The 22,228-nt window shown below is 66.9% G+C and carries 21 protein-coding genes and 1 riboswitch; of the genes, 11 read left to right on the forward strand and 10 right to left on the reverse strand.

The window, feature by feature from the left end; translation table 11 throughout:
• Nucleotides 1-115 precede the first annotated feature (115 nt).
• The 8 genes from EII26_RS12180 to EII26_RS12215 all read right to left on the reverse strand — a co-directional run bounded on the left by EII26_RS12180 (nucleotide 116) and on the right by EII26_RS12215 (nucleotide 8,419).
• Nucleotides 116-1,198 (reverse strand): ABC transporter ATP-binding protein, encoded by a 1,083-nt coding sequence (locus EII26_RS12180; protein WP_124889436.1) that lies wholly within the window; start codon nucleotides 1,196-1,198, stop codon nucleotides 116-118.
• Nucleotides 1,198-2,181, reverse strand: a complete 984-nt coding sequence (locus EII26_RS12185; protein WP_124889437.1) for an ABC transporter ATP-binding protein — start codon at nucleotides 2,179-2,181, stop codon at nucleotides 1,198-1,200. The genes EII26_RS12180 and EII26_RS12185 overlap by 1 nt, the downstream gene beginning before the upstream one ends.
• Nucleotides 2,178-3,008: an ABC transporter permease gene (locus EII26_RS12190; protein ID WP_124889438.1), complete on the reverse strand. Its 831-nt coding sequence runs from the start codon at nucleotides 3,006-3,008 to the stop codon at nucleotides 2,178-2,180. Before EII26_RS12190 ends, EII26_RS12185 begins: the two co-directional genes overlap by 4 nt.
• Nucleotides 3,009-3,021: 13 nt before the next feature.
• Nucleotides 3,022-4,206 carry an ABC transporter permease gene (locus tag EII26_RS12195; RefSeq protein WP_255415975.1) on the reverse strand — a complete coding sequence of 395 codons (1,185 nt, stop codon included), beginning with the start codon at nucleotides 4,204-4,206 and terminating at the stop codon, nucleotides 3,022-3,024.
• Nucleotides 4,107-5,612 carry an ABC transporter substrate-binding protein gene (locus tag EII26_RS12200; protein WP_124889440.1) on the reverse strand — a complete coding sequence of 502 codons (1,506 nt, stop codon included), beginning with the start codon at nucleotides 5,610-5,612 and terminating at the stop codon, nucleotides 4,107-4,109. The genes EII26_RS12195 and EII26_RS12200 overlap by 100 nt, the downstream gene beginning before the upstream one ends.
• A 73-nt stretch (nucleotides 5,613-5,685) precedes the next feature.
• Nucleotides 5,686-6,726: a serine hydrolase domain-containing protein gene (locus tag EII26_RS12205; RefSeq protein ID WP_124889441.1), complete on the reverse strand. Its 1,041-nt coding sequence runs from the start codon at nucleotides 6,724-6,726 to the stop codon at nucleotides 5,686-5,688.
• Nucleotides 6,723-7,238, reverse strand: coding sequence for a GNAT family N-acetyltransferase (locus EII26_RS12210; RefSeq protein WP_124889442.1), 516 nt, complete (start codon nucleotides 7,236-7,238; stop codon nucleotides 6,723-6,725). The genes EII26_RS12205 and EII26_RS12210 overlap by 4 nt, the downstream gene beginning before the upstream one ends.
• On the reverse strand, nucleotides 7,235-8,419 hold the full coding sequence (locus EII26_RS12215; protein WP_124889443.1) for an anhydro-N-acetylmuramic acid kinase: 1,185 nt from the start codon (nucleotides 8,417-8,419) through the stop codon (nucleotides 7,235-7,237). Before EII26_RS12215 ends, EII26_RS12210 begins: the two co-directional genes overlap by 4 nt.
• A 178-nt stretch (nucleotides 8,420-8,597) precedes the next feature.
• Here EII26_RS12215 and gyrA point away from each other — a divergent pair, with 178 nt between their 5' ends.
• The 5 genes from gyrA (at nucleotide 8,598) to thiE (ending at nucleotide 14,227) form a co-directional block, all read left to right on the forward strand.
• Nucleotides 8,598-11,111 carry a DNA gyrase subunit A gene (gene gyrA / locus EII26_RS12220; RefSeq protein ID WP_124889444.1) on the forward strand — a complete coding sequence of 838 codons (2,514 nt, stop codon included), beginning with the start codon at nucleotides 8,598-8,600 and terminating at the stop codon, nucleotides 11,109-11,111.
• Between the two features lie 43 nt (nucleotides 11,112-11,154).
• Nucleotides 11,155-11,775: a phosphatidylserine decarboxylase family protein gene (locus EII26_RS12225; RefSeq protein WP_124889445.1), complete on the forward strand. Its 621-nt coding sequence runs from the start codon at nucleotides 11,155-11,157 to the stop codon at nucleotides 11,773-11,775.
• The gene (pssA, locus tag EII26_RS12230) at nucleotides 11,772-12,530 is read left to right on the forward strand and encodes a CDP-diacylglycerol--serine O-phosphatidyltransferase (protein ID WP_233572748.1); all 759 of its coding nucleotides are present in this window, start codon (nucleotides 11,772-11,774) and stop codon (nucleotides 12,528-12,530) included. Before EII26_RS12225 ends, pssA begins: the two co-directional genes overlap by 4 nt.
• A gap of 24 nt (nucleotides 12,531-12,554) precedes the next feature.
• Nucleotides 12,555-12,663: riboswitch (TPP riboswitch) on the forward strand.
• A 98-nt stretch (nucleotides 12,664-12,761) separates the two neighbouring features.
• Complete coding sequence (locus EII26_RS12235) at nucleotides 12,762-13,592, forward strand: hydroxyethylthiazole kinase (RefSeq protein ID WP_158612328.1); 831 nt, start codon at nucleotides 12,762-12,764, stop codon at nucleotides 13,590-13,592.
• The gene (gene thiE / locus EII26_RS12240) at nucleotides 13,589-14,227 is read left to right on the forward strand and encodes a thiamine phosphate synthase (protein WP_124889447.1); all 639 of its coding nucleotides are present in this window, start codon (nucleotides 13,589-13,591) and stop codon (nucleotides 14,225-14,227) included. The genes EII26_RS12235 and thiE overlap by 4 nt, the downstream gene beginning before the upstream one ends.
• 81 nt (nucleotides 14,228-14,308) lie before the next feature.
• On the opposite strand, the gene EII26_RS12245 is transcribed toward thiE, so the two are convergent.
• Both EII26_RS12245 and EII26_RS13190 read right to left on the reverse strand, forming a co-directional pair.
• The gene (locus EII26_RS12245; RefSeq protein WP_158612329.1) at nucleotides 14,309-15,121 is read right to left on the reverse strand and encodes a prepilin peptidase; all 813 of its coding nucleotides are present in this window, start codon (nucleotides 15,119-15,121) and stop codon (nucleotides 14,309-14,311) included.
• A gap of 11 nt (nucleotides 15,122-15,132) precedes the next feature.
• The gene (locus tag EII26_RS13190) at nucleotides 15,133-15,519 is read right to left on the reverse strand and encodes a hypothetical protein (protein ID WP_158612330.1); all 387 of its coding nucleotides are present in this window, start codon (nucleotides 15,517-15,519) and stop codon (nucleotides 15,133-15,135) included.
• Between the two features lie 276 nt (nucleotides 15,520-15,795).
• Between EII26_RS13190 and mce the strand changes: the two genes are divergently transcribed.
• From mce to proS, 6 genes are all read left to right on the forward strand, one after another.
• Complete coding sequence (gene mce / locus EII26_RS13195; RefSeq protein WP_158612331.1) at nucleotides 15,796-16,197, forward strand: methylmalonyl-CoA epimerase; 402 nt, start codon at nucleotides 15,796-15,798, stop codon at nucleotides 16,195-16,197.
• 2 nt (nucleotides 16,198-16,199) lie between these two features.
• Complete coding sequence (locus EII26_RS12250; protein ID WP_158612332.1) at nucleotides 16,200-17,102, forward strand: lysophospholipid acyltransferase family protein; 903 nt, start codon at nucleotides 16,200-16,202, stop codon at nucleotides 17,100-17,102.
• A complete protein-coding gene (locus tag EII26_RS12255; protein ID WP_124889450.1) occupies nucleotides 17,099-17,560 on the forward strand; it encodes an endonuclease in 462 nt (153 codons plus the stop codon). The genes EII26_RS12250 and EII26_RS12255 overlap by 4 nt, the downstream gene beginning before the upstream one ends.
• A gap of 88 nt (nucleotides 17,561-17,648) precedes the next feature.
• Nucleotides 17,649-18,137 (forward strand): chemotaxis protein CheX, encoded by a 489-nt coding sequence (locus tag EII26_RS12260; RefSeq protein WP_124889451.1) that lies wholly within the window; start codon nucleotides 17,649-17,651, stop codon nucleotides 18,135-18,137.
• A 132-nt stretch (nucleotides 18,138-18,269) separates the two neighbouring features.
• Nucleotides 18,270-20,357 carry a patatin-like phospholipase family protein gene (locus tag EII26_RS12265; protein WP_158612333.1) on the forward strand — a complete coding sequence of 696 codons (2,088 nt, stop codon included), beginning with the start codon at nucleotides 18,270-18,272 and terminating at the stop codon, nucleotides 20,355-20,357.
• A gap of 82 nt (nucleotides 20,358-20,439) precedes the next feature.
• Nucleotides 20,440-21,879 carry a proline--tRNA ligase gene (gene proS, locus EII26_RS12270; protein WP_124889453.1) on the forward strand — a complete coding sequence of 480 codons (1,440 nt, stop codon included), beginning with the start codon at nucleotides 20,440-20,442 and terminating at the stop codon, nucleotides 21,877-21,879.
• Nucleotides 21,880-22,228 lie beyond the last annotated feature (349 nt).

Raw genomic sequence — 22,228 nt, forward strand, 5'->3', positions numbered from 1 at the left:
GCGAGCGGCCGCTTCCTGCGGATGCGGAGGCCCTCGTCACGTCGTTGACCGACGTCTGCTGCGAGGGGCTGCTGGATCGTGTGGAGCGGGACCGGAATTGTCCCCGCTCCCGTTCCTAGAGCGATCGTCCAAGCCCCTTCCTCTCCGGATCGGTTCCCGTCCGCCACAGATGGCAGCGCACGAAATGGCCGGGCCTCGGTTCCGCCAGCGGCGGACGATCCGTCCGGCAGCGCTCGGTGCCCTGCGGGCAGCGGTTGACGAACGGGCAGCCCTCGGGCCTCTCCAGGGGACTCAGCGCATCGCCCTCCAGGGGCGCGCGCCGCTTCCGCCGCGAGGGGTCGCAGGCGGGGACGGAGTCCAGCAGCGCCCGGGTGTAGGGGTGCAGGGGCTCCGCGTAGAGCTCCGCGGTCGGGGCCCGCTCCACCAGCTCGCCCAGGTACATCACCCCGACCTTCCGGCTGACGTGCCGCACCACGTTCAGGTCGTGCGAGATGAAGAGCATGGTCAGGCCCATCTCCTCCTGAAGGTCCATCAGCAGGTTCAGGATCTGGGACTGGATGGAGACGTCGAGCGCCGAGACGGGCTCGTCGGCAAGGATCAGGCGCGGCCGGGCGATGAGGGCCCGTCCGATGCCGATCCTCTGTCTCTGTCCTCCGCTGAACTGGTGGGGATAACGCGTCCGGTGCGTGCGGCTCAGGCCGATCCGGTCCAGCATGTCCAGGACGTCGCGCTCGATCCGCCTTCGGTCCCCCAGCCCGTGGGTCCGCAGGGGCTCCGCCAGGAGGTCCTCCACCGTCATCCGCGGGTTCAGCGAGCCGTAGGGGTCCTGGTAGACCATCTGGATGTGGCGGCGGGCCCTCCGCATCGCCTCGGGGGCGAGCGTCAGCAGGTCGCGCCCGTCGAAGAGGACCGACCCAGCCGTGGGCTCGATCAGCCGGACGATGCACCGGGCGGTGGTGGATTTTCCGCACCCGGACTCGCCGACCAGGGCCATGGTGTCCCGTTCGTCGATGGAGAAGCTGACGTCCTCCACGGCCCGGATGGCGGGGCCCTTCCCGCGGAACCAGCCGGAGGGCGCGGCGAAGTGCTTTTTCAACCCCCGAACCTCGAGAAGCGGGCCGGACGCTTGGAGAAGGTCCTCTTTGCGCTCGGGTCCCCGCAGAGGATCCGGTTTCACGATGTTCCGATCGTCGTCCATCACAGGGCCTCCCTTGTACGGCAGCACCGGCAGAGGTGTCCGTCCCCCCTATCCTGCAGGACCTGCGGGGCCTTGCACGGGTCTTCGGCCTCGTCGCAGCGGCTCCGGAAGCGGCAGCCCGTCTCCAGGGGACCGGACGGCACCGTCCCGCGGATCGCATAGAGGCGCCTTTCCGCGTTTCCCAGGGACCGGACGGACCGCAGCAGGCCGCGCGTGTAGGGGTGCAGGGGGTTCCGGAAGATCCGCTCCACATCGCCCTGTTCGACGATCTGCCCGCGGTAGAGTACGGCCACGCGCCGGCACGTCTCGGCCACGACGCCGAGGTCGTGGGTGATGAGGAGGATCGACGTGCCGCGGCTCTCCTGCAGCTCGTTCATCAGGGCCAGGATCTGGGCCTGAATCGTCACGTCCAGGGCCGTGGTGGGCTCGTCGGCGATGAGGAGCGCGGGGTCGCAGAGCATGGCCATGGCGATCATGACGCGCTGGAGCATCCCGCCGGAGAGCTGGTGCGGGTAGGAGGCCAGCACCCCCTCCGTCCGGGCGATCCCCACCCTGCGGAGGATGTCCGTCACGGCCGCGCGCGCCTCGGCGCGGCCCGGACTCCTGTGGAACGTCAGGGCCTCCGTCAGCTGGCTCTCGATCGTGAACAGCGGGTCCAGGGAGGTCATGGGCTCCTGGAAGATCATGGAGACGGCGTTTCCCCGTATCTCGCGCATCCGGGCCCTCGAACAGGCCAGGAGGTCCTCGCCGCGGAACAGGATGCGGCCCCGGGCGACGGACAGCGGGGGCTCGATCAGCCGCAGGATGGATAGCGCGGTGATGCTCTTGCCGCATCCGGACTCCCCGACGATCCCCAGGGTCTCGCCGGGGTAGACGCAGAGGCTCAGGTCGTCGACCAGGTCCAGGGACCCCCGGTCCGTCCGGAGTTCGATGCCCAGGTTCTCGATGCTCAGCAGGGGGCCGGCGAGGGGTTCCGTCCTCATCGCTTCAGCTTCGGGTCCAGGATGTCGCGGAGGCTGTCGCCCAGGATGTTGAACGAGAGGATCGTCAGAAAGATGAAGAGCGCCGGAAATACGGCCGTCCATGGCGCCAGCTCCATCGTGCTGCGGCTCTCCGACAGCATCGAGCCCCAGGACGGGTGGGGCGGCTGGATGCCGAGCCCGAGAAAGCTGAGGGCGGACTCCGTCAGGACGGCGCTGGACAGGGCCAAGGTCGTCTGGACCAGGAACGGCGCGAGGGTGTTTGGCACGATGTGCCGGACGACGACCATCAGCGGTCTGACCCCGACGGACCGTGCGTTCTCGACGTAGTCCATGGAGCGGACCGAGAGGACGGCGGCCCGCACCGTTCGGGTGAAGACCGGCATGAACACGACGCCGATCGCGGTCATCGTGTTGCGCAGGCTCGGCCCCAGGACGGAGACGATCACGAGGGCCAGGAGGATGGAGGGGAACGCGAACAGCACGTCCATCGCCCTCATGACCAGAGCGTCGACCCAGCCGCCGCGGCAGCCCGCCAGCAGTCCCAGCAGGTACCCGAACCCCGCGCCGATGGACACGGAGACGACCCCCACGAACACGGAGACCCGCGCGCCGTACAGGATGCGGCTCAGGATGTCCCGCCCCAGGAAGTCCGTGCCCATCCAGTGGAGCGCGGAGGGCGCGGACAGCTTCATCCGTGTCGCGACCTGGAGCGGGTCGCAGGGCGCGAGCAGGGGTGCGAGGATCGCCATCAGCAGGATGGCCGCCACCCCGACGAAGCCCCAGCGTCCCACCTTGTCCCTGATCAGGGCCGAGAGCAGCTCCTTCATCGTCCGCCTCCTCCTACCTGTAGGTGATCCTGGGGTCGATCCCCGTGTAGGCCAGGTCCACCGCCAGGTTGACCAGCACGTAGACGCAGGCGATGATCAGGACGTTGACCTGGACCACCGGGTAGTCCCGCTTGAAGATCGCCGTGAGCGTCATCTGGCCGATCCCCGGCAGGGAGAAGATCTGCTCCGTCACGACCGTTCCGCCGAGGAGGGAGCCGATCTGCATCCCGGCGATCGTGACGATCGGGATCAGGCTGTTGCGCAGGGCGTGCCGGAGCAGGACGATCCGCTCCCCCGCGCCCTTGGCCCGTATGGTGCGGATGAAGTCCTGCCTCAGCACCTCCAGCATCGACGAGCGGGTCATGCGCATGATCCCGGCCGCCATGATGCAGCCCAGCACCAGGGCCGGGAAGATCAGGCACTCCAGGTTTGCCAGGGGGTCCTCGAAGAAGCCCACGAAGTCCACGGGAGGGTAGTAGGAGAAGCCCAGCGACAGCCCCAGGATCAGCAGGGTGGCGAAGGCGAAGTTGGGGATGGAGACCCCGATCAGGCCGACGACGCGGATGAGCAGGTCCACGGGCCGGTTGCGCTTGACGGCGGAGAGGATCCCCAGCGGGATGGCGAGGACCCAGGCGATCAGGGACGCCAGCAGCGCGAGCTCGAAGGTCACCTTGAAGCGGGAGAGAAACTCCGGAAGGATCGGCTTTCCCGTGCGCAGCGAGACGCCGAAGTCGCCCCTCAGCATGCCGCCCGCCCACTGCAGGTACTGCCGGTGGAGGGGGAGGTCCAGCCCGAACTGCTTCTCCAGCGCCGCCCGAACCTCCGGCGTCTCCTCGATGCCCAGGATTCCGGAGACGACGTCGCCGGGCAGCACCCGCATCAGGAAGAAGACGAGCACGCTGACGGCGGCCACCACCGGGATCAGCATCAGGATGCGCTTGACGATGTAGAGCTTCAGAAGAAATCCCCCTTTTGCACGAGAAACGGATCGACCGACACCGCTTGTCCCTGAAAAAACCAGGCGACCGACACGCCCCGACAAGGGAACCGGGCGACCGGCGCGGCTCAGCCTGCCGGCCGTCGCCCGGCGGTGCGCGGCTACTCCTCGACCGTCACCCCGACGAAGTTCTCGCTGTCGTAGGTCTCGGCCCGGTAGCCCTTCACCTCTTTGCGGACGAAGAAGAAGGCCTTCGGGCACTCCAGGAAGACGGTGGGGAGGTCGTGCAGCAGGATCTCCTGCGCCCGGGCGTAGATTTTGCGGCGGGACTCGAAGTCCGTCGTCTCCCGGCCCTCCGCGTTCAGCTTGTCCACCTCCGGGTTGGAGTAGCCCCAGACGTTGGCGGGCGCTCCGGTGGTGAAGAAGAAGTCCAGGCTGCGGTCCGGGTCGCTGCCGCCGCCGTTCATGCCGATCATGGAGTCGTGCGTCCGGTGCTTCCAGGCGTCGATGTACTGCGCCGTCTCCAGGACCCGGATGGAGGCCTCGATGTTCCCCTTCGCCAGCTGGCTCTGGATGATCTGAGCGGCGTCCGTGGTCGCCTTGTTGATGCCGGCGGTGATCTCCATGGAGAACCCGTCGGGGTACCCCGCCTCGGCCAGCAGCTTCCTGGCCCGCTCGGCGTCCGGCTTGTAGAGCGCGTCCCGCTCGACGTCGATCGCCCATTTCGTCATGGACGGCGGGCAGGGGCCGGTGGGCACCGCGTTGCCGTCGTAGATCGCGTCGATGATCTCCTGGCGGTCGATCAGAAGTGCCACGGCCTGGCGCACGCGCACGTCGTCGAACGGCTTCTTCGTCAAATTGAATCCCAGGAAGTCGTAGTTGGAGGACAGGTAGTCCATCACGACGATGTCCTTGTTGTTCTTCACCAGCGGCAGGTTGGCGGAGGACAGGACGGCCAGGTGGACGCTCTTGGTCCTCAGGGCGGCCAGCCGGGACGCCTCGTCCGGCATCACCAGGAACGTCAGCGTGTCGAGCCTGGGCTCGCCCTCGATGAAGTAGTCCGGGTTCCGCTCCAGAACGATCTTGTTGCCCTCGACGTACTCCTTCATCCTGAAGGGGCCGGTGCCGCAGGTCACCTTCTTGAGGTCCCCGTGCTCCTCCACGACCTCCTTCGGGACGATCCCGGCGTAGTTGCTGGCCGTGTAGTTCAGGAAGGTCGCGTCCGGGCTGCTCAGGGTGAATTTCACCGTGTAGGGGTCGAGGGCCTCGATGGCCTTGACCCGCGAGAAATAGGAGCGCGCGATGGACCCCACGTCGGGATTCAGGATCCGGTTGTAGGTGTAGAGGACGTCGTCGGCCGTGAGCTCGCGCCCGTTGTGGAACTTCACGCCCTTGCGCAGGTGGAACGTGTAGGTGTTGTTCGGCCCCTCCTCCCAGCGCTCCGCCAGGTCGGGGATCAGGTCCATGCTGGCGTTCGTCTCCAGAAGCGTGGAGTAGATCTGCTTGTGGACGCGGATCGATGCGTGGGCGGTCACCAGGTTCGGGTCCAGCCCGCTGGGCTCCTTGTCGACCGCGTAGATCAGGTTCCGGCCCGACGCCTCGGCGCAGGGGAGCCCGGAAAGGGCGAGCGCAACCAGAAACAGAAGAAGACACAGCGACTTTCTCATCGAGTACGACCTCCTCCGGCCGACGGGGCGCAAATAACAACCCGGGCGGCCCGTTTTTTTTGAAATCGGCGCCTCAGGGCCGTTTCAACAGCGTTCGGTGCAGTTCGCGGCGCAGGTCCGTGAGGTCGGGCGCGGGCTCCACGGCCAGGCGGCTGGTCAAAAGCGCGGCGGAGATGCGCCGCTCCGGGCAGACCCACAGGGACGTCCCGGTGAAGCCGGAGTGTCCCGCGCCGAGGGGAAAGACGTCGGATATCCTCCAGCCCAGCCCCCTGCCGTCGCCGTGGTCCCGGAAGGACTCCGCGACGACCTCCGGGCGCACCCATTGTACTCCCTCCGCCCGTCCGCCGTCGAGGTAGAGGCGCCCCAGCCGGGCGACGTCGCGCGCCCGGGCGAAGATCCCCGCGTGTCCGGCGGTACCCCCGAAGAAATAGTGTGCGTTGCCGTCGTTGACCTCGCCCCGCATGGCGGCGTCCGTCGGACGGAAGGCCCCGAAGGAGAGGCCGCGCTCCGCGCACATCCGCATCTCGATGCGGTTCCCCCGTTCCGTCTCCACGCAGGCGGACGGGTCGGCGGGACGGTAGGTCATGGCCGTGCCCAGGAGCGCGTTGAGCTCCTGCAGATTATCCTCGAGGCCCCTTCCCGTCGCCCGACGGACCAGCTCGCCGAGGATCATGAAGTTCAGGTCGCTGTAGGCCGGGCCGGGCTCCGGCGCGGTCTCCGCCAGAACCGTCTCCAGGACGGCCCAGAACGGGCCGGGACGCGTGTAGAACGGGAACCAGGGGACGAGGCCGGACGAATGCGCCAGAAGGTTGCGCACCGTGACGGCCGAAAGACGCCGCCGGGCGACGGGGCCCGGAAGGTCCGGGTCGAGAAGATCCACGGGCCGGTCGTCCAGGGAGAATGCCCCCTCGGCCTCCAGGTGGAGGACCGTCGTCGCCGTGACCATCTTGGTGACGGAGGCGAGGTCGAAGAGGGCGTCGGCGGAACACCCCTCGGACGTCTCGCAGAGCACGTTTCCCCGGCATTCGACGAAACAGGCCGCCTTGCGGTAGCACGTGTCCCTGCAACGCGTCAGCAGGGCCCGGATCGGGTGCTCCGTCCGCTCGTCCCTCATGGCCGGGCCTCCGGGGCGAGCAGCTTGGACATGTAGAACTCGTCGACGTAGCGCGTGCCGAACCTCATCGATTCGCGCTTGCGCCCCTCGAAGCAGAATCCCAGCCGGGTGTAGAGCTTGAGGGCGGGCTCGTTGTCCGTCATCACGGTCAGGTCGATGCGGCGAACCCCGATCCCCCGCGCCCAAGCCTCCAGGGCCTCGAACAGGCGCCGGCCTATGCCCCGTCCCGTGTGGCTCTGCAGGATCGCCACCGCCACGGTGACGACGTGGGCCACCCTTGGGGCGGAGCGCCCGTAGGCGGCCAGATAGCCCACCAGCTCGCCGTTCTCCTCCGCCGCGATCATGCAGGACCTCGGGTTCCGGACGATCGCGTCGATCTCCTCGGCGTAGACGCGCAGGACGTCCAGCCTCTCTCCGGGGCCGTAGAGACGGTAGGGCGTCTCGCGGTCCAGCTGCAGGCAGAGCCTGCGGTAGGCCTCCGCGTCCTCGCGGCCGAGCCGCCGCACGATCATGAGCCCGCCCCCGCGGAGGGCGACGGCAGGGCCAGCTTGCCCATGAGCACGTCGCGGTCGGCGCCCGTCGCGCTTCTGGCGTTGTTGAAGCGCCCGTGGAGGAACTCGTTGCCCAGAATGGCGAAGGCCGCCGCCTCCTTGGCGTCGACGGACATCCCCAGCCGCTCCAGGGGATATGCCTCGGCCCCGAGATGATGGGCGAGCCGCCGCATCATGAAGGGGTTGTGCGCGCCGCCTCCGCTGACGTAGAACTCGTCGATGGGGAAGGGGACGTGGGTCCGGGCGGAGAAGCCGATGGCGTAGGCCGTGAAGTCCGTGACCGTGGCGACGACGTCGGGAAAGGTGAGTCCCAGGCCCTCTCCGTGCCGCAGGACTCGCTCCGCGTACTCCACGGTGTAGAGCTCCCGGCCGGTGCTCTTGGGGGCGGGACGGGGGAGGAAGGCGTCCCGGCCGATCATGAAGTCCAGCAGCTCCTGCGACGGGGCGCCTCGGGCCGCGGTGCGGCCGTCCTCGTCGAAGTCACCGTCGCCGTGGATCTTCATCAGGCTGTCGATCAGGACGTTGCCCGGGCCGGTGTCGAACGCCCTCAGGCCGTCCGCCGCCCCGCCCTGCGGCAGGGCCGTGACGTTGCCGATCCCTCCGATGTTGATCAGCAGGCGGCTCGCCCGGTCGCTCGCGTAGAGCAGGCGGTCGACGAAGGGGACGAAGGGCGCTCCCTCGCCGCCGTACGCCATGTCGGAGGGGCGGAAGTCGCCCACGGTGGGGAGCCCCGTGACGGCTGCGATGTCGGCCAGCTCCCCGATCTGGAGGGTGCAGCCCTCCTCGGGCGCGTGATGGACGGTCTGGCCGTGGGACGAGACGAAGTCGACGTCCGCGGGGCGCAGACCCGCCCCGGATAGGGCCTCCAGGACGGCGTGCCCGATCCGTACGCCCAGGGCCTTGTTCGCCCGGCAGAGGGCGGCGACGTCGGCGCCTCCCGGGGTGCAGAGCCGCAGGAGATCCTCACGCTCCCGGTCGGAGTAGGGAAGGGTGATGAAGTGAAGCACCTCGATCCGCGTGTCCCGCCCGACGCCCGCGATGCGGCAGAGGGCGACGTCGATCCCGTCCAGCGACGTGCCGGACATGACGCCTGCAGCCAGAACTTCCTTTTTCTCGACGATCCTTCGAACGGCTTCGATCATGGGGCCTCCTCGATGCCTCGGCATTCGGAGTGGAAAGCGCGCCCCCGCCGTTTCGGGGGAGAGGCTCTTTCCCGTTCCCCAAGTATAACGGATGCGCCCGCGGAACGGATTGCGGCGGGGGGCTTCGCCCCGATTCGTCCGTCGGCGAGGGGCGAGGGGATCCGGGAGGGATTTTTTTATGACGGAAGAGAACAAGGGAGAGTCGCTGTTCGGGAGGGTCGTCCCCCTGCCCTTGGTGGACGAGATCAAGGAGAGCTATCTGAACTATGCCATGAGCGTCATCGTCGGCCGGGCCCTGCCGGACGTCCGCGATGGGCTGAAGCCCGTTCAGCGACGCGTTCTGTACTCCATGTCGGAGCTGGGGCTCCGGCACAATTCGGCCTACAAGAAGTCCGCGCGCGTCGTCGGCGAGACGATGGGCAAATACCACCCCCACGGCGACGGTTCCATATACGACACGATGGTCCGCATGGCGCAGGACTGGAGCCTGCGCTACCGGCTGGTGGACGGCCAGGGCAACTTCGGCTCCATCGACGGGGACAAACCGGCGGCCATGCGCTACACGGAGGCGCGGCTCCACGAGGCGGGCGAGCTGATGCTGGCCGACATCGACGAGGATACCGTGGATTGGGGGCCCAACTTCGACGAATCGCTGCAGGAGCCCCTGTGCCTGCCCTCGGTGCTCCCCAACCTGCTGATCAACGGCAGCACGGGGATAGCGGTCGGCATGGCCACGAACATCCCTCCGCACAATCTGAGGGAGGTCGTGGACGTCCTCTGCTGGATCCTGGAGACGGGGGCGTCGGCCGAGGAGGTCAGCCTGGCGGACATTCTGGAGCGCATGCCGGGGCCAGATTTTCCGACCGGTGGGATCATTCTGGGGCGCCAGGGGATCTACGACGCCTACAGGACCGGCCGCGGCCGGGTCGTCGTCCGCGGGCGCATGCACGCGGAGGAGGGCAAGCGGGGACGGTCCCACGTGGTCGTCACCGAGATCCCCTTCATGGTCAACAAGACCAACCTGATCGAGACGATGGTCGCCTGCGTCCAGAACAAGGAGATCGACGGGGTCTCGGACATCCGCGACGAGTCGGACCGGGAGGGGATGCGCATCGTCCTGGAGCTCACCCGGGACGGGGACCCCGACCTCGTGATGCGCCAGCTCTACAGGCGCACCCAGCTTCAGTCGACGTTCGGCGTCATCAACCTGGCGCTCGACAAGGGACGTCCCCGCGAGCTCCCGATCGCGAGCATGCTGGGCCTGTTCCTGGACCACCGCCGGGAGGTGGTGCGCCGCAGGACGCAGTTCCGGCTGGACAAGGCCCTGGCCCGGGAGCACATCGTCGAGGGACTCGTCAAGGCGCTCGACATCATCGACCGGGTGATCCAGCTCATCCGAGGCTCGGCCTCGGCGACGGAGGCCAAGGAGGGGCTGGTCGACCGGCTCGGGTTCTCCGAGCTCCAGGCCCAGGCGATCCTGGAGATGCGCCTCCAGCGCCTGACGGGGCTGGAGCGCGAGAAGCTGGACGAGGAGCTGCGCCAGCTTCTGCGGGACATCTCGTCCTATCGGGAGATCCTGGGGGACGCCAGGGTTCTGGACGGCGTGATCCGGGGCGAGCTGCAGGAGCTCGGAAAGCGCTTCGGGGACGACCGCCGGACGGAGATCCTCGACAACTACCGGGAGTCGGCGGACGAGGAGCTGATCCCCGAGAGCGACATCGTCGTCGTGCTGTCCAAGGACGGTTTTCTGAAGCGCCAGGACCTCGAGAGCTACGCCCTGCAGGGCCGCGGCGGGAAGGGGCGCAAGGGCGCCTCCGTCCAGGAGGACGACAGCATCGCCACGGTGTGCGTGACCCATACGCACCGCGACCTGTACTTCTTCACCAACAAGGGGCGCGTCCTCATGCTGAAGGGATTCACGATCCCCGAGACCCGCACCGGAAAGGGCAAGCTGATATCCCGCCTCCTTCCCCTGGAGGAGGGGGAGCGGGTGGTCACGCTCTCCAGCAGCGACATGGAGGGCCTGAACTACGCCTTCTTCCTGACGAAGGATGCCGTCGCCAAACGGATCGAGCTCTCCGAGCTAGTGGACTCGAACCGGCCCAGGCGGGTCATCACCCTCGACGAGGGGGACGAGATCGCCCAGGTTCGCCTGACGACCGGAAGCGACGACCTGCTCCTGATGACTTCGGGCGCCCAGGCGCTTCGCGTCTCCGAGGAGGAGTTCCGTGCGATGGGCCGCGGCGCCCGGGGCGTGCGGGCCATGCGCCTTGCGCCCGGGGACTCCATCATCAGCTGCGACGTCGTGAGCGAGGAGGCCGATATCCTCATCCTCAGCGAACGGGGTGTCGGGAAACGCACGCGCTTCGCCGAGTTCACCCCGCACCACCGGGCCACGTCGGGCGTGCGGGCCATGAACCTCGGGCCCAAGACCGGCCGCCTGATCGGCTGCCACGCGGTCCGGGATCAGGACGAGATGATCGCCATAACGACGCGGGGCCGCATGATCCGGGTCGCGGTGCAGGAGATGCCGCTGCTCAGCCGGGTGGCCATGGGCAACATCACGGTGCGCCTCGACGAGGGGGACCTCGTGGCGGATTGCAGCATCGTCCGTATGGAGGACGAGGCCGGCGCGTCCCAGCCGGTTGCGCCGCTCTTCGAGGCGGAGGGCGGGGAAGCGCCGGCGGAGTAGGCGCTTCCTTTTCGCTCGTTGACGCAAGGGAGGATGTGAGCCTTTGAAGTTCGCAAAGGACGGGATTTCGACGATCGCGTTTCTCGCTCTGACCACGGCGGCCTTCGCCCTCGTCTCCGTCGTGCCCATGACGGTCATGGCCGTTCTGACGGCCTTCGTGGTCTGGTTCTACCGCGACCCCGACCGCACGACGCCGGAGGAGGAGGGGCTTTTCACCTCTCCGGCCGACGGCCGGGTCGTGGAGATATCGGAGGCGGAGCACCCCTTCACGGGGCCGGCGGTGAAGGTGGGGATCTTCATGAACGTCTTCAGCGTACACGTGAACCGCGCGCCCTGCATGGGGCGGGTGGACTATCTGGAATACGTGCCGGGGAGGAAGATCGCCGCCTTCGCCCCAAAGGCCTCGGAGGTCAACGAGCGCAACCTCGTGGGGCTCTCCACCCCGCACGGTCCCGTTCTGATGGTCCAGATTGCGGGGCTTCTCGCGAGACGCATCGTCTGCCGGCTGAGGCGGGGCGAGGTCTTGCAGGCCGGGCAGCGCTACGGAATGATCCGTCTGGGGTCCCGTGTTGACATCTATCTGCCGAAGGATGTAAGATTGATAGCCAAGCTTGGAGATAAGGTCCATGCCGGAGTCTCTTCTTTAGGAGTGATGGATCCGTGAGCTTTTTGAAGGGCCGCAAATGGAGGCGCAGGCGCAAGCCGCTCGAGTTCCGACAGATCGCCCCCAACATGGTGACGAGCGGCAATCTGCTCTGTGGCCTGTTTTCTTTGATGCTGGCCGTGGAGGGGCGGTTCGTGCCGGCCGCGTGGCTGGTGTTCTTTGCCGTGATCTTCGACGGGCTGGACGGCAAGGTGGCGCGCAGTCTGGGAGGGGGTACCCAGTTCGGTCTCGAGTTCGACAGCCTGGCCGACCTGGTCAGTTTCGGGGTCGCCCCGGGCATGTTGGTCTATATGGCCTCTCTCAGAGGAGTGGGTGGGCTTTTCGGCGTCGTGGCGGCCTGTTTCTTCGTCCTCTGCGTCGCACTCCGTCTGGCGCGCTTCAACGTCGTCCACGTTCCCGGTCCCTTCCAGGGGCTTCCCAGCCCGGCGGGCGGGCTTTTCGTGGCCTCCTTCGTGCTGGCCGACGCGATCCTCCATCCGGCGGCGATGGCGGCCATCCTTGCCTTCGCGGGTTTCCTCATGGTGTCGAGCGTCCCCTACGCGAACCTCAAGAAGCTCACCAAGAGGAGTGCCGACAGGAAACGCTGCATGGCGTTGCTGGTCATGGTGTCCCTGTGTTTCGCGTTCCTCGGCGCGGCGGCTCCGCTCTTCCTCTTCGCCCTCTACATCGTCAGCGGCCTGGTCCGCTTCGATTGGGGGCAGTGGCTTCTTTTGCCGGAGGCCAGAAACCAGGAGGCCGTCACAAAGCCGCATTGATGCTCGAGGATGGTTGACTGAAAATTTTTCCCGCGGGGGAGCCCAGGCTGAGAGGAGGGAACGCGCGAGCGGACTCTCGACCCCTGAACCTGATCCGGGTAATGCCGGTGCAGGAAGTCGGACGTTTCGGACTGACGGAGGCTCTCCATTCCTGTGGGATGGGGAGCTTTTTTATTTATGGCCGGTGGGAGCGCCCCGCGGCGCATCCGATTCGGGAGGAGGACGATGACCGTGACAAAATCGTTGAAGGACTGCACCGGGAGGGACGTGGAGGCGGCATGGCGCGCCTTGCGGGAGCGGAGGCCGCTGATCTTCCACGTCACCAATGACGTGGCGGCACCGCTTCAGGCCAACGTCTGCCTGGCGGTGGGGGCCTCCCCGCTCATGTCCAGGCATCCGGAGGAAACCGAGGAGCTGATCGCCCTCTCGAGCGGCTTCCTGGCGAATCTGGGGACCCCGACGCCGGACTCCGTCAGGGTCGTGAACCTGGGGCTCTCCGCGGCGCGGAAAAAGGGCTGCATGACGCTTCTGGACCCGGTCGGCTACGGGGCGTCGCGCCTGAGGGTCGACCTCTTCGACGGGATCATGAGGGAACACCCGCTGTCGATCCTCAAGGGGAATGCGGGAGAGATCTCCCTGATGGCCGGGGTGGGAGGATCGACCCGAGGGGTGGATGCCGTTGGGGCCGGGGACCTGAGGCGCGGGGTGCTCGAGCTGTCGCGGCGCCATGGCTGCGTGACTTGCGCCACGGGGCCCGAGGACCTGATCGGCGACGGGACGGCCGTGGCGACGGTGAGGGGTGGGAGCGCCCTTCTCCCCCTGGTCTCCGGAAGCGGGTGTGTCTCCGGAACGGTCGTGCTGGCGGTCGCGGCGGCCTGCGGCGACCCGGCCCTGGGAACGCTCTGCGGGCTGCTTGCGATGGGCATCGCCTCGGAGCGGGCGGAGAAGAGCGCACGGGGGAGCGGCTCCTTTGCGGCCGGCCTGGTGGACGAGCTTCATCGGCTCGAACCGGAGCACCTTTCCGCCGACTCCGGCCGCTGGAGCGTGGAGGTCCCGCGATGAGAGCGATCGGGACGATCGATCTGCGCCGCGCGATGCGCCTTTACGTGATCCCCGACCGGACCGTGGGCGCGCCCCTTTCCCTGGAGGCGCAGGCCCGGCTGGCCCTGGCCGGAGGCGCAACCGCCCTGCAGCTGCGCGACAAGGGAATGGACGGCGGGGAGCTGCTCGGCGAGGCGACTCGGATGCTCTCCCTCTGCCGGGCGCGAAACGTCCCCCTCTTCGTGAACGACCGGCTGGACGTGGCCCTGGCCTGCGGGGCCGACGGCGTGCACCTGGGACAGAGCGACCTTCCGGTGGCCGATGCCCGTCGGCTGGCCCCGCGCCCCTTCGTGATCGGAGCGTCCGTGCGCACGCCGGAGGATGCGGCCCGGGCCGTGCGGGACGGGGCGGATTACCTTGGGGTCGGCGCGGTGTTCCCGACGGGCTCGAAGGACGACGCGCAGGTCATCGGTCCGGAGGGCGTCCGGGCCGTGGTGCGGGCGGCCTCCGTCCCCGTCGTGGCCATCGGAGGGATCTCCCTGGGGAATCTGGATGCGGTCATGGCCTGCGGTGCGGACGGCGCGGCGGTGATCTCCGCGGCCGTGCGCGGCGATGTGAGCGCCAATATGGAACGGCTGTCCCTGGCCCTTTTGTAGGGTTGTCCCAAGACGTCACAATACGGGAGCCCGAAGGACGTCCTTCGGGCTCCCGTATTTTCATCGTCTCGTGCGGAGAGGTCAGAGGAAGGGCCAGGGAGGCATGAAGGCCTCGGGCATGCCGAAGCGCTTGCCCAGGAACATCAGAACCTGAGGGCCGAAGAGAAGCGTCATATAGCATCCGACGGCCAGATAGGGCACCAGGGGGATGGAATCCCCTCGTCCCCATCGGACCTTGCCCCGGAGCATGAGGACGACGATCCCCACCCCGCCGGCCATGATGCCGAAATAGAAGGCCAGAAGCGTGAGGCGCCAGCCGAGGATGGCGCCGATCCCGGCCATGAAGCAGGCGTCGCCCCATCCCATCCCTCCTCGGCTGAGGAGGATGATGACGGCGAAGATGGCCCAGCCCGCGGCCGCCCCCACAAGCCCCTCCAGGACGGCGTCGCGTCCCCCGAACAGACGGACCAGAAGCCCGCCGACCCCCATGGCGAGAGCGAAGGCATCGAATACTTCGCTGGATTCATAGTCGGTAAGGGCGTTCAGAAGCAGGCCAAAGGTTCCGATCAGGGAGATGAGGCCGGCCCAGGAGGGCCCCCAGCGCCAAACGACGCCCGCCGCCGACGCCGCGCCGATGAGCTCGACCAGCAGATAGCGGGGGGAGATGCGCGTCCCGCACCCCCGGCATCTGCCGCGCTGCAACAGCCAGGAGGCGATCGGGATGAGTTCGGAGGAGGCGAGGACCCTCCCGCAGGATTCGCAGGCGGAGCGCTCGCTGCCCCACCAGGGGCGTCCCTCCAGGCTGCGGTGGGCGACGACGTTCAGAAAGGAGCCCATACAGGCGCCCAGCAGTGCGGCGAGGATGGCCGGAAGGAGGTTGGGGGAGGCGTCCATGGGGGTACCGGCTAGCGCCTCCGGCCCTTGTCGCTGTAGAGCTGCTGGCCGTAGGAGACGGCGCTGCGCTGGGGGGCGGCCGCCGCGGAGGACTTCATCTCGTTCAGGGATCGCTCGAACTCGAGCGCCAGTTTTTGCCGGTCGGTCTCCTCTCCTGCCGAGTCGAGCTTGAGATCCCGGTCCAGGTAGCCCATGTCCACCAGGGCCTGGATGTCCCGAATATCCGCCTCCAGGGATGTGGAGAGGGACTCCACGTTCGCCTCCAGCTTGGGGTTGTCCCTCAGAAAATCCCGAACCTTCACGTAGAGCTCGTCGAGACGCTGTTTGCACGCCGGGCAGGTCCGGCCTCCGGCTGCGGTGAAGATCTTTCGGCATAACCTACAAGTGAGCAAGGCCATCTGAATGAGCAACCTCCTGTATGCGTCAAAGTGCGGGACGGCAGCGACGAAGAATCCCCTTTTCAGGACGAGGTCAAGGTCGTTCCGGTCCGCGTCCTTCTCATTGTACCTCATGGAGAGGGCTTTGGAACGGGGGCGGGAGGAAATCGAGCGATTTTTTCGGGTCGGACCTCCATTCGGCAACTTGTTCCTTGCGCCCGGTGCGGATCGGGTTACAATAGCAGACGTGGCTCGCAAGACATTCAACTTTTATAGCTTTGAGGGAGGAAACAGAGGATGAAGCCGACGGTAGTCGACCATATAGGAATAGCGGTGAGCAGCATCGAGAAGTCCCTGGCCTTTTGGGAGGGGACGCTCGGAATCCGGTGTACGGGGGTGGAGGAGGTCCAGGAACAAAAGGTCAAGACGGCCTTTCTGCCCCTGAAGGATACGGAGGTCGAGCTTCTCGAACCGACGGCGGAGGACAGCCCCGTCGCCAAGTTCATCGCCAAGAAGGGGGAGGGGATCCACCATCTGGCCATTCGGGTGGAGGACCTGGAGGCCGCCCTGGCGGAGCTCAAGGAGAAGGGCGTGCGCCTGATCGACGAGAAGCCCCGCAAGGGGGCTGGAGGGGCGCTGATCGCCTTCATCCATCCCGCTGCGACGGGTGGCGTACTGCTGGAGCTCTCCCAGCGCTGAACGTGGGGGCCAGGAAAGGGACGCGTGTCGACAAATACGGGGTCTCCCTGCTGACCGGGCTCGTGCGGCGCCTGCCCCACAGGCTCGCCGTGGCGTTCGGCGGGCTTTTGGGGCGCCTGCTCTGGGCCCTGAGCTGGCGTAAGGTCGACCGGTGCGAGGTGCGCTGTGTCGCGGCCCTGGGGGTGGGGGTCACCGTGGCTCGGAGTATCGTTCGGAGGTCCTTCGAGAACCTGGGACGCTCGGCCGCCGAGTTCGTCCGGCTGGACCGGATGATGCCCGGCCTGCGCGAGACGATGGCGATCGAGGGGAGCGAGCATCTCGACCGGGCCTTGGCGCGCGGACGCGGCGCGCTCCTGATGGCGGCCCACATCGGCAACTGGGAGCTCGCGGGAGCGCGAATGGTCCTGGAGGGGTATCCCGTCGTGCCGCTCTACACCCCCCAGCGCAACCGCGGCGGGATCAACGACCTCATTCAACGTCAGCGCACGGTCGTCGCCGGGATGAGGATGATCCCCAGCGAGGGGGCCGGGCTGCGCGAGGCCTTCCGTACCCTGAAACGCGGCGGGATCGTGGGATTTCTTCAGGATCTGGATGCGCGCGCGGAGGGGGTCCCGGTCCCCTTTCTGGGGCTCCCGGCCAGTGCGGCCGACGGGATCGTGAAGCTGCACGTCAAGTTCGGCGCTCCGGTCGTCCCCATCCTGTATTTTCGCCGTCCCGACGGCTTGAGGCACACGATCGTCATTCAGGAGATCCTGAGCGACAGGCCCGATCCGGACGGCAGGCCTTTCGGGACGGATATGGCAAAGTCCCTTCGAATGTGTCATAATGTGCTGGAGGATTGGGTCAGAACCTATCCCGACCAGTGGCTGTGGCTCGTGGACCGCTGGGAGTCCACCCTCCGATGATATTGGGGGTGGATCCCGGCAGGGACAAGTTTGGTTGGGCTTTTGCGGGCCCCGCAAAGGAGTTGCTGTTCTCGGGGATTTCCCCCGTGAAGGACAGGGAGCTTTTCTGGCGTGCCGTAAAGCGTCTGGGGCGGGATCCGTACGCTCTGGACATGTGGGCTTTGGAGCACCCGCTGCCGATGGGGACGAGAGCGCCCCTGCGCGCCGTCGTCGTCGGTGGAGGAACCTGCGGGGGCGAGTTCGTTGCGGATGCTGAAGGCCGACAGCTGGGGTGCCGGGTCGTGTCCGTGGACGAGCGGGGGACGACCCTCGAGGCCCGGGGCCTTTACTGGAGTTTGCACAGGCCCTCTTGGTGGCGGAGGCTTTTGCCCCGAACGCTGTGGGTCCCTCCGCGTCCCGTGGATGATCTGGCGGCGTGGGCCATCGCCATGCGAGGCATGGACGAAATGGCCCTTTGAGTGCTTCGTGAGCATGATTTTGGCGGTAAAGACGCGCCGGCCCTTTCTGCTCGAGAGGGCGTAGTCTGGAAGGGAGTCGTTCTACGATATGGCCAATGATAAACTTGCCGTTCTCGTCAACAGCTTCGGTTCGTCCGTGATCTCCGTGGGGCGCGAGGTGGGGTTGGACGTAGCCTTGAACAAGAGCCAGGTCTCCCAAGGGGTGAAGGTGGCCAACATCTGTGCGGCCGCACTGATCGGAATCGTCGGGAGCGGCACCCATGGAACGGCGGTCATCATGCTGGACGATGCGGGGTTCAAGGCCGTCGTTTCGGCGATGTCCGGCGGCATGATCGCCGCAGACCTCAACGATCCCGTCTCGATGAGCGTCATCGGCGAGCTCTCCAATATGGTCAGCGGACGTTCCCTGATCCAGGCGGCCCTCGCGGGGGTCGACGTGACGCCGCCTCAGCTGATCGTCGGCGACAACATCAAGAACGTTCCGACGCAGTCCCCCGAGGTGAAGTGCTTTACCCTGCCCTTCTCCCTGAAGCCCGACGGAGTGCTTTATCTGGTGCTCTCCTTCAACGCCTCCTGAGCGGGATGGGGCCGGGCGTTTGCGGTTTCGGCCGGGGAGTTTTTTCGCGGTCCCCGATGCTCAGGATGGGGCGGCGCGGCTCGGAGGGCCCCGCCGCCTTTTTTGGGATCTCGAGCTAAGGATGTGGTGAGCGTGCGGAGATTTTTGTGCGCGTTGTTGGTCCTGTGCCTGTCCCCCTCTCTCGCCGCGGAGGCCGGGGTCGTATTGGCCCTGTCCGGCGGCGGGACCCGGGGTTTTGCCCATATCGGGGTGATCGAGGTCCTGGAGGAGCACAAGATCCCCATCGTCGGCATCGTCGGGACGAGCATCGGCTCCCTGATCGGAGCGCTCAAGGCCAGCGGGTACGATGCGGCGGAGATGCGGCGCATCGTCGGGGAGCTGGATCTGCCCTCCCTGCTTGCGGAGAACACGGGGCCGATGTTCGTCTTCACGGGAAACGATCAGAGGGCGAAGAGGAGCACGGTGTCCGCCCTGACCTACAAAAAGGCGGGGCCCCAGCGCGGTCCCCTGGGGATCCTGACGGGGGACAAGCTTTTTCAGTATTTTACTCAGCTGATGCGCCATGTGTCCGTCACCGACTTCTACATGCTCCCCATCCCCTACGCCGCCGTGGCGACGGACGTCAACACGGGCGAGAAGGTCGTGCTGCGCGGGGGCAGCCTGGCCTCGGCCATGCGGGCTTCGATGTCCATCCCGGCGCTTTTCGAGCCCTGGGAGGTAAACGATCACCTTCTGGTGGACGGGGGGCTGGTCTCGAACCTGCCGATCCATACAGCCCGGGAGCTTTTCCCGGGATGTCCCGTCATCGGCGTGGACGTTTCGGACACCCCCTCCAGGGAGCGCGCGCTCAATTCCTATATCGACGTGATCGACCAATCCCTCTCGATCGTGATGCGGCGTACCACCGAGGAGGAGGGCAGGTACGCGGACCTGGTGATCGCCCCGCAGGTCCGCAGTTTCTCGTTCCTCGATTCCTCGCAGGCGGACGCCATCATCGGGCGGGGACGCGAGGCGGCCCTGGCTCATATCGAGGCGATCGGAAGGCTCTCGGACGCCGGACCCGGGATCCTGGATCTGAATATCGCCCGATCCACCTCCAACACCGTCGGAGACGTCCGGGTCCGGGGGCTTCCCCAGAAGGTGGCCGAGGATCTTCGCAGGCGCTATCTGGTCTGGGTGGGCCGCCCGGTGGACGTCGAGCGGATCGAAGGGGCCCTGAGGCGCCTGATGGAGTCGCCCAGCATCGCCACGGTGGACTATCAGCTGGGGCGCACCGGGTCCGGCGACGTCCTGGTCCAGCTGGATGTGCGGCAGAGCCCCGAGCTCGAGATCGGGGTCTCCGGCTACACGACGAATCTGCACCGCAACCGCTGGCTCTACGTCAAGGGGATCGCGCGAGGGCTGTTCTCCGATTACGATTCGCTGTCGGGAGTGCTGCGGCTGGGCGAGCAGTGGGGGCTCGACCTCTCCTACCAGACGGCGCCCGAGCCGATGAACGCATGGGAGATCAATCTGGCCGTGCACAAATGGAAGATGGAGACAACCGGCGGCATGAGGGACTGGGATCGCTATGCGCTGGGGGTCAACCGGGTCTTCCGCTGGGGCGACGTGCGCCTGGGAGTCGGAGTGGCGTACGAGCACGTGGAGGGAACCCGAGGCGCCGGCGGCGACGAGCGCGATGCCGTGGGGCCCACCCTCTTCGCCTCCTACGATACCCTGGACATCCCGAGCGACCCCACGGAGGGGCACGCCTGGCGGCTCAACGTGTGGTGGCCGAACCTGGAGGAGCTCAACTACCGGCTCACCTACTTCAAGCCGCTCGAGGTCGGCGACGACTGGCGGACGTACTTCCGTCTGGGGTATGCGGAGGGGGACCTGGATTTCCGCAGCCATGCCGCCTACCTGGGGGCCGCGGAGGAGCTCTACTCGGTCTCGACCCGGCCCGTGGAGGCCGAGCGCATGGCCTGGGTCAACGTGGCGTTCCGCAGGGTCCTCAAGCGCAGCGTTCTGGGGATCGTGGCCGCGGAGGTCTTCGGCAGCTACGGCTATGCGATGGACCGGGAGTACAGGAAGATCGCCTCGCCCTGGGAGATCGGCCTTGCCGTGAACTTCCCCAACAACATCATCGATGTGAAGCTGGCGGCGATGTACGGGTCGGAGGAGTTCAAGGTGGGATTCTTCCTGGGCGTTCCGATATGGGATCACTACCCCCTGCCGTGACGGCGGACGAGGGATTTTTCGAAACGAGGACAGGACGGCCCGACTCGATCGGGGCCAAAGTTTCTGGGAGGTTTTGTGAACGATGGCACGCAACATCACTTCGCGGAGTGTCGATTATTCTCAGTGGTACCTCGACGTCATCAAGGTGGCGGAGCTGGCGGACTACGCCCCGGTGCGGGGCTGCATGGTCATCCGGCCTACGGGCTACTCGATATGGGAGTCGGTGCAGCGGCACTTCGACGATGCGTTCAAGAGGACCGGACACGTCAACGCCTATTTTCCGCTCCTGATCCCGAACGCCTTCCTGGAGCGGGAGGCGGAGCACGTGGAGGGCTTCGCCCCGGAGTGCGCCATGGTCACCCATGCGGGGGGCGAGGAGCTCGAGGAGCCCTTCGCCGTGCGTCCGACCTCCGAGACGGTCATCGGGCACATGTACAGCAAGTGGATCCAATCCTGGCGGGACCTTCCCGTCCTGATCAACCAGTGGTGCAACGTCATGCGCTGGGAGAAGCGGCCGCGCCTTTTCCTGAGGACCTCGGAGTTTCTGTGGCAGGAAGGGCACACGGCCCACGCCACGGAGGCGGAGGCCCGTGAGGAGACCCTGAGGATGCTCGAGGTCTACCGCCAGGTGATGGAGGACATCCTGGCCCTGCCGGTCGTTCCGGGCGAGAAGACCGCGGGCGAGCGCTTCCCCGGTGCGGTGGACACCTACACCTGCGAGGCCATGATGAGCGACGCCAAGGCCCTGCAGGCGGGAACCAGCCATTTCCTGGGGCAGAACTTCGCGCGCGCGTTCGAGATTCGTTTCCAGAACAAGGAGGGGGACCTCGAGGACTGCTGGACGACGAGCTGGGGCATCTCCACACGTCTGATCGGGGCCCTCATCATGACGCACTCCGACGACGACGGTTTGATCCTGCCGCCTCGAGTGGCGCCGACGAAGACCGTCTTGCTCCCCATCTCCACGGACGAGGCGCTGCTGGACGGGGCCCTGCTGCCCAGGGCGCGCGAGTTTTCGAACCAGCTGAACGAGGCTCTGGGAGGGCTTTATACCGCAGTCGACACGCAGTTTCACATGAGGCCGGGGGACCGATTCTTCCATCACCTGCAGAAGGGGGTTCCCCTGCGGCTGGAGCTGGGCGAGAAGGACATGAAGGCGGGGACGGTCCGTGCCGTGCGCCGCGATACGGGGGAGAAGTTCGACGTTGCCCACGATGCCCTGGTTCCGACGGTGACCCGGGTGCTCGAGGATATCCAGGCTGCGATGTATGTCCGCGCGAGGACGTTCCGGGAGGAGCACACCTCCTTTGCCGGAAGCTACGACGAGCTCAAGGCCATTCTGGCGGAGCGGGGCGGCTTCGTGGAGGCCTATTTTGCGGGGACGCCGGAGGACGAACGCCGAATCCGCGAGGAGACGGGCGGTGCGACGCCGCGCTGCATTCCCCTGAGCGATTCCAGCCGGGGCCCCTGCGTGATCACGGGCAAGGAGGGCCGGCGGACGATCTTCGCCAAGGCGTACTGATAAGCAGACGACCGCCTTCCACGAGGCGTGAGCCTCGTGGGGCGTGTCGGTCGCTTACGTCGCCCCGTGGCACAGTTGCCGCGAGGGCGACGCCAGCCGAAATTCCCGAAAAGCCCTGATCGCCCCCAGCGACTTTCTGCGTGTCACATCACCGAAGGACCGCCTTTCACGAGGCGTGAGCCTCGTGGGGCGTGTCGGTCGCTTACGTCGCCCCGTGTCTAAGCGACCAACGCACCTCGTTGCACTCGCTGGTTGTCGGCTTATGCCGCGAGGGCGACGCCAGCCGAAATTCCCGAAAAGCCCTGATCGCCCCCAGCGACTTTCTGCGTGTCACATCGCCGAAGGACCG

The sequence above is a fragment of the Fretibacterium sp. OH1220_COT-178 genome, assembly GCF_003860125.1.
Taxonomy (GTDB): Bacteria; Synergistota; Synergistia; order Synergistales; family Aminobacteriaceae; genus CAJPSE01.

Coding starts and splice junctions, on each gene's coding strand:
- EII26_RS12180 (WP_124889436.1), bottom strand. CDS start 1,198: ATGGACGACGATCGGAACATCGTGAAACCGGATCCTCTGCGGGGACCC.
- EII26_RS12185 (WP_124889437.1), bottom strand. CDS start 2,181: ATGAGGACGGAACCCCTCGCCGGCCCCCTGCTGAGCATCGAGAACCTG.
- EII26_RS12190 (WP_124889438.1), bottom strand. CDS start 3,008: ATGAAGGAGCTGCTCTCGGCCCTGATCAGGGACAAGGTGGGACGCTGG.
- EII26_RS12200 (WP_124889440.1), bottom strand. CDS start 5,612: ATGAGAAAGTCGCTGTGTCTTCTTCTGTTTCTGGTTGCGCTCGCCCTT.
- EII26_RS12205 (WP_124889441.1), bottom strand. CDS start 6,726: ATGAGGGACGAGCGGACGGAGCACCCGATCCGGGCCCTGCTGACGCGT.
- EII26_RS12210 (WP_124889442.1), bottom strand. CDS start 7,238: ATGATCGTGCGGCGGCTCGGCCGCGAGGACGCGGAGGCCTACCGCAGG.
- EII26_RS12215 (WP_124889443.1), bottom strand. CDS start 8,419: ATGATCGAAGCCGTTCGAAGGATCGTCGAGAAAAAGGAAGTTCTGGCT.
- gyrA (WP_124889444.1), top strand. CDS start 8,598: ATGACGGAAGAGAACAAGGGAGAGTCGCTGTTCGGGAGGGTCGTCCCC.
- thiE (WP_124889447.1), top strand. CDS start 13,589: ATGAGAGCGATCGGGACGATCGATCTGCGCCGCGCGATGCGCCTTTAC.
- EII26_RS12245 (WP_158612329.1), bottom strand. CDS start 15,121: ATGGACGCCTCCCCCAACCTCCTTCCGGCCATCCTCGCCGCACTGCTG.
- EII26_RS13190 (WP_158612330.1), bottom strand. CDS start 15,519: ATGGCCTTGCTCACTTGTAGGTTATGCCGAAAGATCTTCACCGCAGCC.
- mce (WP_158612331.1), top strand. CDS start 15,796: ATGAAGCCGACGGTAGTCGACCATATAGGAATAGCGGTGAGCAGCATC.
- EII26_RS12255 (WP_124889450.1), top strand. CDS start 17,099: ATGATATTGGGGGTGGATCCCGGCAGGGACAAGTTTGGTTGGGCTTTT.
- EII26_RS12260 (WP_124889451.1), top strand. CDS start 17,649: ATGGCCAATGATAAACTTGCCGTTCTCGTCAACAGCTTCGGTTCGTCC.
- proS (WP_124889453.1), top strand. CDS start 20,440: ATGGCACGCAACATCACTTCGCGGAGTGTCGATTATTCTCAGTGGTAC.